13 protein-coding genes are annotated in these 13,483 nt (G+C 61.5%); 6 read left to right on the top strand and 7 right to left on the bottom strand.

Translation table 11 applies throughout. From position 1 onward, the window contains the following. Positions 1 to 194 precede the first annotated feature (194 nt). The gene (locus KHO53_RS02150; protein WP_010223332.1) at positions 195 to 539 is read left to right on the top strand and encodes a YggL family protein; all 345 of its coding nucleotides are present in this window, start codon (positions 195 to 197) and stop codon (positions 537 to 539) included. Between the two features lie 57 nt (positions 540 to 596). Here the strand turns inward: KHO53_RS02150 and KHO53_RS02145 are convergent, their stop codons facing one another. The 6 genes from KHO53_RS02145 to KHO53_RS02120 all read right to left on the bottom strand — a co-directional run bounded on the left by KHO53_RS02145 (position 597) and on the right by KHO53_RS02120 (position 7,726). Next, positions 597 to 4,247 carry a transporter substrate-binding domain-containing protein gene (locus KHO53_RS02145; RefSeq protein WP_213569927.1) on the bottom strand — a complete coding sequence of 1,217 codons (3,651 nt, stop codon included), beginning with the start codon at positions 4,245 to 4,247 and terminating at the stop codon, positions 597 to 599. An 8-nt stretch (positions 4,248 to 4,255) separates the two neighbouring features. Continuing rightward, complete coding sequence (locus KHO53_RS02140; protein WP_010223334.1) at positions 4,256 to 4,888, bottom strand: response regulator transcription factor; 633 nt, start codon at positions 4,886 to 4,888, stop codon at positions 4,256 to 4,258. Between the two features lie 286 nt (positions 4,889 to 5,174). After that, positions 5,175 to 6,506 (bottom strand): deoxyguanosinetriphosphate triphosphohydrolase, encoded by a 1,332-nt coding sequence (locus KHO53_RS02135; protein WP_010223335.1) that lies wholly within the window; start codon positions 6,504 to 6,506, stop codon positions 5,175 to 5,177. A 189-nt stretch (positions 6,507 to 6,695) separates the two neighbouring features. Then, positions 6,696 to 7,028 (bottom strand): hypothetical protein, encoded by a 333-nt coding sequence (locus KHO53_RS02130; protein ID WP_010223336.1) that lies wholly within the window; start codon positions 7,026 to 7,028, stop codon positions 6,696 to 6,698. Continuing rightward, on the bottom strand, positions 7,025 to 7,402 hold the full coding sequence (locus KHO53_RS02125; protein WP_010223337.1) for a phage holin family protein: 378 nt from the start codon (positions 7,400 to 7,402) through the stop codon (positions 7,025 to 7,027). Before KHO53_RS02125 ends, KHO53_RS02130 begins: the two co-directional genes overlap by 4 nt. 9 nt (positions 7,403 to 7,411) lie before the next feature. Next, a complete protein-coding gene (locus tag KHO53_RS02120; RefSeq protein ID WP_036996427.1) occupies positions 7,412 to 7,726 on the bottom strand; it encodes an ElaB/YgaM/YqjD family protein in 315 nt (104 codons plus the stop codon). Positions 7,727 to 8,026: 300 nt separating this feature from the next. Between KHO53_RS02120 and KHO53_RS02115 the strand changes: the two genes are divergently transcribed. Continuing rightward, positions 8,027 to 9,235, top strand: a complete 1,209-nt coding sequence (locus KHO53_RS02115) for an ammonium transporter (protein ID WP_036996426.1) — start codon at positions 8,027 to 8,029, stop codon at positions 9,233 to 9,235. Positions 9,236 to 9,240: 5 nt separating this feature from the next. Here the strand turns inward: KHO53_RS02115 and KHO53_RS02110 are convergent, their stop codons facing one another. Continuing rightward, the gene (locus tag KHO53_RS02110) at positions 9,241 to 11,199 is read right to left on the bottom strand and encodes a monovalent cation:proton antiporter family protein (protein WP_036996425.1); all 1,959 of its coding nucleotides are present in this window, start codon (positions 11,197 to 11,199) and stop codon (positions 9,241 to 9,243) included. Between the two features lie 178 nt (positions 11,200 to 11,377). On the opposite strand from KHO53_RS02110, the gene KHO53_RS02105 reads away from it, so the two are divergent. The 4 genes from KHO53_RS02105 to KHO53_RS02090 all read left to right on the top strand — a co-directional run bounded on the left by KHO53_RS02105 (position 11,378) and on the right by KHO53_RS02090 (position 13,482). Next, a complete protein-coding gene (locus KHO53_RS02105) occupies positions 11,378 to 11,614 on the top strand; it encodes a glutaredoxin family protein (RefSeq protein WP_010223342.1) in 237 nt (78 codons plus the stop codon). A 94-nt stretch (positions 11,615 to 11,708) separates the two neighbouring features. Beyond that, positions 11,709 to 12,140 carry a D-Ala-D-Ala carboxypeptidase family metallohydrolase gene (locus KHO53_RS02100; protein WP_010223343.1) on the top strand — a complete coding sequence of 144 codons (432 nt, stop codon included), beginning with the start codon at positions 11,709 to 11,711 and terminating at the stop codon, positions 12,138 to 12,140. A gap of 92 nt (positions 12,141 to 12,232) precedes the next feature. Then, the gene (locus tag KHO53_RS02095; RefSeq protein ID WP_010223344.1) at positions 12,233 to 12,544 is read left to right on the top strand and encodes a hypothetical protein; all 312 of its coding nucleotides are present in this window, start codon (positions 12,233 to 12,235) and stop codon (positions 12,542 to 12,544) included. Between the two features lie 50 nt (positions 12,545 to 12,594). Next, positions 12,595 to 13,482, top strand: coding sequence for a pseudouridine synthase (locus KHO53_RS02090; protein WP_010223345.1), 888 nt, complete (start codon positions 12,595 to 12,597; stop codon positions 13,480 to 13,482). Position 13,483: the final 1 nt, after the last annotated feature.

The raw sequence follows: 13,483 nt of genomic DNA, 5'->3' as shown, positions 1-13,483 counted from the left end.
CGAGGGGTGAAAAAAACGGAGCGAAAAAAGGTGAAGGCCCCGATACGGAAAAATATAGCGCGCATTATGCCCCAAGCCGAAGGCCCATGGGCCTGTGAATACCGGATCGAGCAGCAGCTTATCGGCTTTTAGTCCGGCAAGGGCGCGGCGAAACTGGTAAAGTGCCGCGCGTTAATACTCAAGAGGATTGTTTCATGGCCACTAACCGTTCCCGCCGTCTGCGCAAAAAACTCTGCGTGGATGAATTCCAGGAGCTGGGTTTTGAGCTGAACCTGGAATTCAAGGAAGATCTGTCCGACGAAGCCATTGACGCCTTCCTCGATGCTTTCCTGGATGACGCCATGGATGCCAATGGTCTGGACTACGTTGGCGGCGACGACTTCGGTCTGGTCTGCAAGGCCGAGCGTGGCTCGGTCACTGAAGAGCAGCGTGCAACTGTTGAAAGCTGGCTCAAAGGCCGCAGCGAACTGACCAAAATCGAAGTCAGCCCGTTGCTGGACGCCTGGTATCCGGAAAACCCGGTTAACCCGGCTTCCTGATCCTGCTGAAACGGCGGCCCCAGTGGCCGCCGTTTTCGTTTCTGCCCCGCCGCCTGTTCAGGTGTTGCCCCGCGATGGTTGGGCTGGCTGTGCGTGCAAGTACCCCTGCAACGCGTCTTCAAGCGCGCTCAAGACGCTCAGTAGCTGCTGCTGGCGATCCTCCAATACCGATGCTGCCTGGTTGCTCTGGCAATCGGCCTCCAGCTGCTCGCAGGCCTGAATCAGACTGTCGGCCTGAATGATGCGGGCGGGTCCGAGAATCTTGTGTGCCTGATTCATCAGTTGCACTGCATCGCCGAGCGGATCGATGGCCTTGAGCGAGGCGCGGTCATGTTTGAAACTGCGCAGCAGTTCTTCGAGCAGTTGGCGTAAATCACTCATGCTCTTGCCCACTACCGGCTCCAGCCCCTGCAGGTCGAATGGCAGCGGTGCAGGCGCTGGCGGCTGTGCGGCCAGCAAGGGCGCTTCGGCCAGGCGCCGGCTCAGTGCATTGAGGCTGATGGGCTTGAGCAGGCAGTCGTCCATGCCAACCTGGCGGCAGCGCTCGCGTACCTCCGGCTGGGCGTTGGCGGTGTAGCCGAGGATGGTGCAGGGGACCCATTGATACTGCCGTTCGTGGTCTCGCGCTGCCTGGGTGAACTGGTAGCCATTCAACTGTGGCATGTTGCAATCGACGATCACCACATCGAACTGCCCCTGGCGCCAGGTGCTCAGGCCACTCAGTCCATTGTCGGCGCTTGCATGTTCAAGCCCCAGAAAGGTCAGCTGCTGGGCAATCAGCAGCAGGTTGGCGGGATGGTCATCGATGACCAGTACGCGCAGCGGGGGCAGCACGGCACAGGGCTCTGGCGGTGCCGGAGCAGGCTTGGGGGTTTCCGCCAACAGGGTCATGGGCATGCCGATGTGCACACGGGTGCCCTGGCCGAGCACGCTGTGCAGGGTCAGGTTGCCTCCCATCGACTGGCACAGGTCGCGGCTGATCGCCAGGCCGAGGCCGGTGCCGCTGCGGGCCAGGTTGCTGTCCGGGTTGGCCTGGGCGAACGGCAGGAACAAGCGCTGCTGATCCTGTGGGCTAATACCGATGCCACTGTCCTGTACCGTTACCCGCAAGGTCGGCCGGTTGGCAGCGGGGCCGGGCTCCAGGGCCAGGTGTACGGTGACTTGCCCTTTTTCGGTGAACTTGATCGCGTTGCTGACCAGGTTCGACAGGATTTGCTTGAAACGCAGGGGGGCGAGCAGGACCTCGCAGTGGGCCTGCGGGGCAATCTCCAGGCGCAGGAGCAGGTCCTTTTGCCGGGCCACGCCATCGAACACGCGACCGACCGATTCGACCAGCTCCGCCAGGTTGACAGGCTCCGGTGCGAGGGTCAGGTGCCCGGATTCGATGCGCGCCATGTCGAGGATGTCGCCAATCAAGGCCAGCAGTTCTTTGGCCGAATTGTAGGCTACCTCGATGGCCGGGCGATCGATATGCCCTTGATCCGCGCGTTTGAGCGTAAGTTCGAGCATGCCGATGATGGCATTCATCGGCGTGCGTATTTCATGGCTGATGGTCGCCAGGAAGACGCTTTTGGCGCGATTGGCGTCATCGGCCCGCTGCTTGGCCAGGCGCAGGTCCTGAATCAGCTGGCGTCGCTCGCTGATATCGATCCAGCCGCCAATGATCCCCTGGACTTCGCCCAGGGAATCCCGATAAGGCAGGATCCAGTGGTAGATGGTCAGTTCGCGCTCCTTGAGCAACAGCGGCCGGTCAACGATCAACGGGATCCCTTCGTGCATGACCTTCTGGTAATCGGCCTGGATCTGACTGGCATAGCAACTGTCGCCCAGGGTGCTGTCCTGGATCCTTTTGCCCAGCACGTCGCTCAGTTGCGCCTCGACAGCTTCCAGGTAACTGTCGTTGCAACTTTGCAGCAGTCCGTCGCGATCGCGAACGTACATGGGATGGGGAGTGCCGTTGAGCAGGGCGCGCATGAACTCGAGCTGGTCGTTCAGGGCCCGTTCGGCGGCCTCACGTTGCTTGATCTGGCGGCGCATCCAGGCGTTCCAGGCCAGTGACAGCAGGAGCAACAGGCTGGTACCCAGGACCACCTGGAGAATCAGGCGCTGGTATTTTTGCCAATAGGCGTCGGTTTCGGTGCTGTAGCCGCGCCAGCGGCTATTGATGATGCCCAGTTCCTCCGGGTCGATGCTCAACAGCGCCTTGTCGAGGATCGACGCCAGTTCCTGGGCGTTGCGCGCAGTGGCCATGGCGAAGGTGGCCGGTTCCGCGCCGACCGAGGAGCGGATCATCAAGTCGCGCTGGGACACGAGGCTGAAGTTGGCATTGATCAGCGCCGTGATGGCCGCATCGACTTGGCCACTGGCCAGCAATGAAGTGGAGTAGAACGTGCTCTCGGTCTCCACCAGTTGAATGTCGGGAAAGCGTTGGCGCAAATCATCGTACAAGGGGCTGTCGCGGGTCAGGGCCAGACGCCGGCCGGCCATCTGCTCGAGCGAATCGGGGCTGTCGGCACCCTTGCGGGTCATTAGTACGTAGGAGTTTTCCAGGTAAGGGCGACTGATCGCCAGGGTCCCGGCGCGACGAGGGCTGGGTGAAATCGCTGCGATGACGTCCGCCTGGTCATGGTTGAGGCGGTCGATCATATCGCTGATACCGCTGGCCCGTTGCACTTCGAAGCGCAACCCGGTACGCAGGCGGATAAGTTCCAGCAAATCGGCGGCAATCCCGCGAAAGTTGCCGGCGCTATCGAAGAAGGTCAACGGCGCAGCGGTTTCGTTAACCACCACCCGCACCACCGGATGCCCGCTCAGCCAGCGCTCCTCACGTTGTGACAACTGCAGTTTGCGGTCGGTCAGCAAGACGTCGCTGCCGGCACTCCAGCGTTTGAAGATGCTTTCTCGGGTGCTGCTGGACACCAGGTCGAGGGTGGTGTTGACCAGTTCCAGCAGGGTCTGGTTGTCGTGTCGCACGGCGAAGCTGAAGCCTACGGGCTCGTGCTTGCCGAAGTTGGCCATCTTGACGTTTTGCAGATGGCCCTGGTTGATAAGGTAGTGGGTCGAGATGGTATCGCCCAGAAACACATCGGCCTGGTCGAAGGCGACCGCATTGAGTGCATTCTGATAGGACGGGTATGACTGGATGGTGGCATCAGGATAACTGGCCAGCACTTCATCCAACGGCAGGTAGTGATAGACCATGCTCAGGCGCAGGCCCGCCAGGCCCATATCGAGCGGGCGTGACTCGTTCTCGCGGGTCACCAGCACCGGCTGATCGACGGCATAAGGCTTGGACAGGGCAATGCCGGGAGTCGCTGCCTCGAAGCCGTTGGTACTGCCCAGCAGGTCGATCTGTCCTTGTACCAGGGCCTTAACCGCCTCCTGGCGAGTAGCGAAACGTTGAACCTGGATCGGCAGGTTCAGTGCCGAACCGATCAATCCGGCGAAGTCGGCGGTCAGGCCTTCGTAATCACGGCCGCTGGCGGTCATGTCAAAGGGCGGGTAATCCGGCGCTGAAGTCCCCAGAACCAGTTGGCCCTTGCCTTGGACCCACATCCGCTGGGTCGACGTCAGTGGCAGTTTTGTGGGCAGCGCACCGGCACGGCTGAACAGCGTGAACAGGCTGGCGGCGACTTCATCTGCCTGGGCGGCAAGGCTCAGGCAGGCCAGGGCAGCGCACAGTAACAGGATCAGGCGTTGCCTATGCATGAGTGGCCTCAAACCAGTGCATTGCGTTTCGCCATCTCAATCAATTCGACCAGTGAGTTGGCTTTGAGCTTTTGCATCAGTCTTTTCTTGTAAGTACTGACGGTCTTGTTGCTGAGGAACATGCCCTGGGCGATTTCCTTGTTACTTCTACCTTGGGCAAATAGTTGCAGAACCATCAGTTCGCGATCGTTGACCTGTTTGAACAGGTCCAGTTCCGATACCGAATCATCCTGGCGACGTACAGGGTTGATGGCCTGACTTGGGAAATAGTTGTAGCCGGAAAGTACAGCTTTTATTGCGCTGAGCAGTTCGCAGAGGTCTTCTGCTTTGCACACATAGCCAGCGGCGCCCGAATGCATGCAGCGGCTGCCGAAGAGCGCCGGCGATTGCGCGGTCAGTACCAGGATTTTCATTTTTGCGGGGACGCCCATGGCATGGAAGCGCGAGAGCACCTCCAGGCCGTCCAGCCGCGGGATGCTGATGTCGAGGATGATCAGGTCAGGCAGGCATTCACGAACCATTTGCATGGCGTCCACGCCATTGTCCGATTCCCCGACCACTCGATAGCCTTCGTTCTCCAGAAGCATGCGCACCGCCAGGCGGATGACCGGGTGATCGTCGACGATGAATACAGAGTACATGTTGAACTTCCATAAAGGTGCCAGAGAGGAATAGCACCTTAACGCAGATAGAACTGGTCGCACATGAACTCAAGGCGTGTTAATCGATATATAGGAAAAGTCCTACTAACTTTGCAAGCGGAGATTACAGAGGGTTCTTTGTAGGGCGGGTGTTGGGCGGGTTGAAAGTAAGGTGAAGTTACGAAAGTGCCGGTCTGTTGATGATCGTTATCTGCGTGTAAGTTATTTCCTACTTGCTACGGATACGCACGCACCGTCCGGTACCCGGACAGTGCGTCGCAGCCGTTCAGGTCGGGCTGGAACGGCCAGTCATTTCACGGGCCATTTCACTGGCATAGCTGTCCGTCATCCCGGCAATGAAGTCGATCATGCGCAGGAAGGAGGTGTGCAGTGAGGCGTTGGGGCTTGGCGCGTTGTTACCCAGCAGGTCGAGGATACGCCGGCTCTTGAACGAGGGCGTGCGGCCGCCGTGCTGCTCCAGGGCGGCGCCACAGAACGAGTTGAGGAGAATTTCCAGGGTGGTGTAGGCACCAATTTCATGCAGGGTCTTGCGTTTGTCCTGGAAGATCTTCTTGCGCGCGATGTCCTTGGCCTGCAATACACAGCGTTTGGCCGGGCCATGCATATGCTCGACCAGATCGCCGTGGAGTGTGCCTGCCAGCAGGGCGTGCTGTTGCTCGACGAAGGCACGCGCGGCGGCGTTGGTCAGGTGTTCGATGGCTTTCCCGCGCAGGATCGCCAGTTTGCGCCGTCGAGAGTCGTCCGGGCCCAGCTGACGGTAGGTTTCCGGCAGGTCGTCACCCACCAGGCTCAGCAGGAGCGACTCCACTTCGGCATAGTCAAGCAAGTCCATTTCCAGGCCGTCTTCCAGGTCGATCAGGGCATAGCAGATGTCATCGGCCGCCTCCATCAGGTACACCAGTGGATGGCGTGCCCAGCGTTGTTCTTCGAGCTGTGGCAGGCCGAGCTTGCGGGCAATCTGTTCGAGCAATGGCAGTTCGCTCTGGTAGCAGCCGAACTTGTGTTTCTTGTAACCCAGTGCGTCGGCATGGCGCGCAGTCCAGGGGTACTTCAGGTAGGTGCCCAAGGTGGCATAGGTCAGTCGGGTGCCGCCATCGAACTGGTGGTACTCAAGTTGGGTGAGCACCCGGAAACCCTGGGCATTGCCTTCGAAGTTAAGAAAGTCGGCGCGCTCGGGCTCGCTCATCGCATCCAGCCAGCCGCGCCCGGCGGCCTGCTGGAACCAGTGACGGATAGCGTCTTCGCCGGAATGGCCGAAGGGTGGGTTGCCGATGTCATGGGCCAGGCAGGCTGACTGCACGACCATGCCCAGGTCGCTGGGTTCGCACCATTGCGGCAGGCTGGCGCGCAGGGTTTCGCCAACGCGCATGCCCAGCGAGCGGCCGACGCAGCTGACTTCCAGAGAATGGGTCAGGCGGGTGTGGATGTGGTCGTTGCTTGACACCGGGTGTACCTGGGTCTTGCGCCCCAGGCGGCGAAAGGCGCCGGAGAAGATGATCCGGTCGTGGTCTTTGTGGAACGGGCTGCGGCCGAGTTCTTCGGGGCTGTGCAGGGGTTTGCCGAGGCGTTCGCGGGTGAGCAGGGTGTGCCAATCCAAGGCCATTTCTCCGGTGCGGGGGCTGGGGGGTAGCTTCGCGGTTAGGGGGCGGCGCTGCAAGTGGCTTTGTGAGCTTAGGTCGGGGCAGGTAGATCAAGAGTGAGCGCGCCGATCTGTGGGAGCGGGCTTGACCCGCGATCACGCGCGCAGCGGTCGTAACCCAGGCGCTGCCTGTCGTGCTGGCGGCACTTACCGCTTGCTACCAGCGCCTTGCATGGCCAGCTTCAACAACGGGATCAAGCTGGTGGCCAATTTCACCAAGCGGCTGACGCTACCGCTGCGGGCGCCTTTGCCGGTCAGGAAACCCAGCAGCACCACGGCACCAATGCCCCACAACGGCGCGTGCTTGATGCCCAGGCCGCCTTGCAGCGAGTCGCCCATGGCGCGCAGGCGGGTCAGGGGGTTGAGCAGTTGCCCGGACTCATGGCGAATCTCCTGGCGGTGCATCTCCAGGCGCAGGCGCACCAGGGCCTTGCGCAGCTCTCGGCGGTTGGCGGATTGCGGTAGTTCAGGCAGGCTCATGGCAACAGGCGCTCCCGGTCCTTGGCAAGTTCTTCGAGGGTCGAGCTGAACGGCGACGATTCATCGAACATCGCAGCCTTCAGGCGCAGGCCGCAAAACAGCGCCGCCAGCCCATAGAACACGCACAGGCCAACGATGCCCGCCAGACGATAACTGTCCCAGAGCATCACCAGCACCAGGCCGGAGAGGGCGGTCAGCAACAGCAGGGCAAATACCAGGGCCAGCCCGGCCAACAGCAGCAGGCTCAGGGTCCGGGCCTTCTGCTCCTGCAATTCGATGCCAAACAGTTCGACATGGCCGTGCAGCAGGCCCAGTACCGCCGCACCGAGGCGCTTGCTGGAGGGGCCGGCGCCGGCCAGTGGTTCGCTTTCCATGCTCGGTCCTCAGCGGCGGGTGGCCAGCAAGCCAATCAGGAAGCCGACACCGGCGGCGATGCCGATCGACTGCCAGGGATTGCTCTGCACGTAATCTTCAGTGGCGCTCAGGGCCGCCTGGCCTTGTTCGCGTACCGAGTCCTGGGTCAGTTGCAGGGTTTCCCGGGCGCGCAGCAGGCTGTCGTGGATCTGTTCGCGCAGTTCATCGGCCTGATCGCCAGCCAGGGTTGCCGTGTGTTCCAGCAGCTTCTCGGTATCGCGTACCAGGGCCTGGAAGTCAGCCATCAGTATTTCTTGAGCAGTCTTTGCCGATTTGCTGGCCATGGGGCTCTCCCTAAAAGTGTGTATGGCTATTTCGAGTCGTGGGCGCGGGCGAAGGTTCAAGTGCAATTCACTGGTACAGCTTTTGCTTTGCCGTGGTGCGCCGGGGCCGGTGCCTGCGCCGCTTGTGGGCGTGGACAAACACCGGACCTGTAAACCTTAACCCAATCCACGACAAACCCAAGGAAAAACTCCCGTATCACCCGGATTGGCCAGGGAGGTGGCCGTGACAACGATCCAGGTTGGTGCACGAAGGGGTGTATCTGAGCTGTCTTGGTGCTTTTTTGCAGGCCTGCCTACTCCATGGAAAATTTGCAAAGCGCAGTGGACACCCTGGTCCACGGCTCCAACACGCTGTTCATTTTGCTCGGTGCGGTGATGGTCCTGGCCATGCACGCAGGTTTCGCCTTCCTTGAGGTGGGCACTGTGCGGCACAAGAACCAGGTCAACGCCCTGTCGAAGATTCTCAGCGATTTTGCCGTCTCGACCCTGGCGTACTTTTTCATCGGCTACTGGATTTCCTATGGCGTCAGCTTTCTGCAGCCGGCGCAGGTGTTGAGCCAGGCGCATGGGTACAGCCTGGTGAAGTTCTTTTTCCTGCTGACCTTTGCCGCGGCGATTCCGGCGATCATTTCCGGCGGTATCGCCGAACGGGCACGCTTTGCCCCGCAACTGTGCGCCACGGTGTTGATCGTGGCCTTTGTCTACCCATTCTTCGAAGGCATCGTCTGGAATGGCAACTTTGGCCTGCAGGCCTGGCTGGCGGCACGTTTTGGTGCAGGCTTCCATGATTTTGCCGGCTCTGTCGTGGTGCATGCCATGGGGGGCTGGCTGGCACTGGCAGCGGTATTGCTGCTGGGGCCGCGCAACGGCCGTTATCGCGACGGCAAGCTGGTGGCGTTTGCGCCGTCGAACATTCCTTTCCTGGCGCTGGGTTCGTGGATCCTGATCGTCGGCTGGTTCGGTTTTAACGTCATGAGCGCACAAACCCTGCAAGGGGTCAGTGGCCTGGTGGCGGTCAACTCGTTGATGGCCATGGTTGGCGGAACGGTGGCGGCCTTGGTGGTAGGGCGCAATGACCCGGGCTTCCTGCACAACGGCCCGTTGGCCGGGTTGGTGGCGGTGTGCGCAGGTTCCGACCTGATGCACCCGGTGGGCGCGCTGGCTACCGGGGCGATTGCCGGCGCCTTGTTTGTCGGCTGCTTTATCGCCGCGCAGAACACCTGGAAGATCGATGACGTGCTGGGCGTGTGGCCGTTGCATGGCTTGTGCGGGGTATGGGGCGCAATTGCCTGCGGGATCTTCGGCCAGAGTGCCTTGGGCGGGCTGGGCGGGGTCAGCCTGGTCAGCCAGTTGCTCGGCAGTTTGGCCGGGGTTCTGGTGGCCCTGATCGGCGGCTTTGCCGTGTACGGGGGGATCAAACTGTTGCTCGGTCTGCGCCTGAGTCAGGAGCAAGAGTATTACGGCGCCGACCTGTCGATTCACAAGATCGGCGCCACCAGTCAGGACTGAATCGTTCAGCGCCCGGCGAGCAAGCGTGCTTGGCAGGCTTCCACGGCGCTCAACGGGCCGCTGACCAGTACCGCATCACCGGCGTGCAGGCAGGTGCCGGTATCCACTTGCAGCTCCTCGCCCTGGCGCTGGACCGCCTGCAGCTCGACGCCCAGTTGTTCAAGGCCCAGCTCGCTCAAGGTACGGCCACAAGCGAAGGCTTCGGCGCCGAGGTTGACCGCGTGCATCATGGCCTTGGGCAGGCCTTCACTGTCGACCGGGCTGGTCTGGGCGCCATGGTAGAAGGCATGCAGCAGGCGGTAGCGGGTCTTGCGCACCTCATCCACCCGGTGCTGTACCTGATCTTGCGGCAGGCCGAGCATCACCAGGGCATGGGAGGCCAGCATCAGGCTCGATTCCAGCAGTTCCGGGACCACCGCCGTGGCACCGGCCGCGCGCAGCTCGTCGCGCTGGCTGTCGTCGCGGGTGCGTACCAGGATCTGCACCTGGGCGTGACGCGCACGGGCGGCCTTGAGCACGCTCAGGGCGATGTCGGTCTTGTCCACGGCTATCACCAGTAGCCGCGCCCGCTCAAGGCCGATGGCCGTGAGCAGTTCGCCACGGCGCGAGTCGCCGTAGTGCACGCAACTTTCCCCGGCGGCGGCTTCCTGAACCCGCACCGGGTCGTCATCCAGCGCGATGAAGGGAATGTCCTCGCGGCGCAGGAAGCGCCCGATCGACTGGCCAACCCGGCCGTAGCCGCAAATCAGCACATGGCCGTTCATCGAGGCGCTCTGGGCTTCGATTTCTTCCAGTTGAACTTCCTGGTTGGGCTTGCGATGCAGGCGCGCGGCAATGCCGGGGGCGGCCCGGAGCAGCAGGGGGGTGACCAGCATCGAGCAGAAGGTCGCGGCCAGCAGCAGGTGCCCCAGCTCCTCGGGCAGCAGCTGGGTCTGTTGCATCTGCGCCATCAGGGCGAAACAGAACTCGCCCCCCTGGGCCAGGGCCAGGCCGCTGCGCCAGGCGGTTTCAGCGTCGCTGCCGCGCACCCGCACCAGGGCGGCGACGATGCAGCCCTTGACCAGCAGCAGTGCCAGGGTCAGGCCGAGGATCTGCAGGCCATGGCTGGCAAACAGTTGCAGGTCGATAAGCATACCGATACTGACGAAAAACAGCCCCAGCAGGATGTCGCGGAACGGGCGGATGTCCGCTTCGATCTGATGACGGTAATTGCTTTCGCCCAGCAGCATGCCGGCGAGGAAGGCCCCCAGGGCCGGGGACAGCCCCAGCAAATGAGTCAGCCATGCCGTCAGCAGCACGATCACCAAGGCCAGAAGCACGAACAATTCCGCCGAATGCGAGCTGGCCACTTCATGGAACAGGCGCGGCAGCAGCCAGCGGCTGGCCAGCAGCAGGCCGACGAAGAGGATGACGGTCTTGCCCAGGGTCAAGGGCAAGGCCCAATACCAAGCCTGGCCGCTCTGGCCGGCAAACACCGGGACCAGGGTCAGCAGCAACACCGCCACCACATCCTGGAACAGCAGCACGCCGATGGCGTTCTGGCCGTGGCTGCTGAAAATCTCGCCGAGGCTGGTCAGCTCCTTGCTGACGATTGCCGTGGACGAGAGCGCAAGACCTGCGCCTAACAGCAATGCCGCGTTGCTCGGCATGCCCAGCAGGGCCAGCAGCCCGGCAAGCAGGATGCTGGTGCAGATCACCTGCAGGCTACCCAGGCCAAACACCACCTGGCGCAAGGCAAGCATCTTCGACAGGGAAAACTCAAGCCCTAAGGAAAACAGCAGAAACACCACACCCATTTCAGCCAGGTCCGGCAGCTCCTCACTTTCATTGACCCAGTCCAGGGCGGTAGGGCCAACGAACAGGCCGACGCACAAATAGCCGAGTACCGGCGGCAACTTCAGGCGCCGGAAGATAGCGATGACGACCAGCGATGAGGCCAGGATGATCAACAGGTTGGCAAACACAAAACACTCCCTTGCGAAAACAGCGAAAAAACCATTAAGTCTGAACGACTTGCGCCATTTGGCCATTGATGTGCATCAGCACTTCAATGCCGTTCGCCGACTTCAAGGGCGGCGCTCGACTGGCCCCGAATGCAGACCTAGAATAATGATCCGTTCCTACAGATGCTGGTACCCATAAATGCCTCCTGAATGCCAATTGTTCGGCACCCTGGGGTGTCACCTGTGTGAAGTGGCCGAGGCGCTGCTGATGCCGTTTGTCGAGCATGGGCTGCTGGTCGAGTTGGTTGATATTGCCGACCATGAGGGCATGTTCGAAGCCTATGGCCTGCGTATCCCTGTGCTGCGCCGATGTGATTCCGGGGCGGAGCTGAACTGGCCGTTTGACGCCGAACAAGTCGTGACCTTTCTGAAGTAAAGCAGTCATGGGCGGGGAGCCGCTTCCTGTCGTGCGTTGATTGAGCGGTGCGGGGACAATCCTTGGCGAATTCAAAACGCCAAGGAATGGTCCCATGCTGCTTTCCCCGCATTTCACGCTCGCCGAGATGACCGTCTCGGAAACCGCCGCACGTCGCGGTATCGACAATACCCCCAATGAGCAGATCATCAGCAACCTGCAACGGCTCAGCGCCGGGCTCGAAGAGATTCGCAGCCTGATCGGGCGGCCGATCCTGGTCAGCAGCGGCTTTCGCTCGCAAGCGCTGAACCAGGCGATCGGTGGCTCAGCCGGCAGTGTTCATACTCAAGGCCTGGCGGCGGATATCAACGCTGCCGGGTTGTCGCCCCGCGAGCTGGCCATGCGGGTAATGGACAGTGACCTGGTGTTCGATCAGTTGATCCTGGAGTTCGGCCAGTGGGTGCACTTTGGCCTAAGCGCCAATGTGCCGCGCCGTCAGGTGCTGACCATTCGCTACGACAGTGGTTATCTGCCAGGCCTGGTCTGACAGCGGCTGTCTGATTGACGCCGGCGACATCTCTGAATATGCTGTATATAAATACAGTGTAGGGGTGGCGCTTGCGTCGAGGGTCCGGATCAATGGTCAATGTCGAACAACTGAAATATTCCGTCAATCGCATGGCTGTCGAGGTCGTGAGTGAAGCGGTGCTCGAGTTGCGCCTTGACGGCCTGGTGCTGGAAGGCAAAACGCCGTTCAACAAAGTGCACTTCAACACGTGCTTCGCCGAGATCGAAGCCTTGTTCCAGCGTGCTGGCTATCATCGGCCACTGGATGTGGTCGGTTATCAGGGCCTGCTGTACGCCCTCTACGATCCCAGCCGTTGGGAGGCGGTCGAGGTGCTGCGCTGGCTCAAGGAGTACACCGAGGCTGCAGCCGCCGAAGCTGGCTGAGCGGGCGGGCATGGGGGATAATGGCCAGTCCACCTGTCTCGAGTGTTCCCATGGCCACGCCCCCCTTCGATCCGGCTCAGCATCAAGCCAGCACCGTGTGCCTGCCGCCTGGCAACTGGGCGACGGTACTCGATTGCTTGAGCGAGCACTTCAAGGCCATTGGCCGCGAGCAGTGGCTCGATCGCATCGCCCGCGGCCGGGTGCTGGATGCTCAGGGGGCGCCGATCAGCGCCTCGCTTGTCTACCGTCCGGGCCTGCGCATCCATTATTTTCGCGAAGTGCCGAACGAGAAGCCGATTCCGGTCGAAGAGGCCATCCTGCACATCGATGAGCACCTGGTGGTGGCGGACAAACCGCATTTTTTGCCGGTCACCCCGACTGGCGAGTATGTCGAGCAGACCTTGTTGCGCCGGCTGATCCGTCGTCTCGACAACCCCAATCTGGTGCCCTTGCACCGCATCGACCGGCATACCGCCGGGCTGGTGCTGTTTTCGGCCAACCCGCAGAGCCGTTCGGCCTATCAGTCGCTGTTTCCCAACCGGCAGATCGACAAGCGCTACCAGGCCATCGCCCGCGCCTTGCCCGAGCGTGCGTTCCCGTTGGTGCACAAGAGCCGCCTGGTCAATGGCGAGCCGTTCTTTCGCATGCAGGAGGTGGACGGGCTGAGCAACAGCGAAACCCTGGCCGACGTGCTGGAGAAAAACGGCGAACTGTGGCGCTACGGGCTGTCGCCGGTGACCGGCAAGACCCACCAGTTGCGCGTGCACATGACCGCGCTGGGCGCGAGTATCTGCAATGATCCGTTCTATCCGGACATCGTTCAGGGGCCGGACGACTACAGCAGACCATTGAAGCTGTTGGCCCACAGCCTGCGCTTCAAGGACCCGCTGAACGGTGCAGAGCGTTACTTTGAAAGCCGGCTGACGCTCGACTGGTAAG

The organism is Pseudomonas sp. RC2C2 (assembly GCF_018390435.1).
Classification (GTDB): domain Bacteria; phylum Pseudomonadota; class Gammaproteobacteria; order Pseudomonadales; family Pseudomonadaceae; genus Aquipseudomonas; species Aquipseudomonas donghuensis.
The sequence above is the reverse complement of the archived record's forward strand: the minus strand, read 5'-3'. Positions and strand labels throughout refer to the sequence as shown.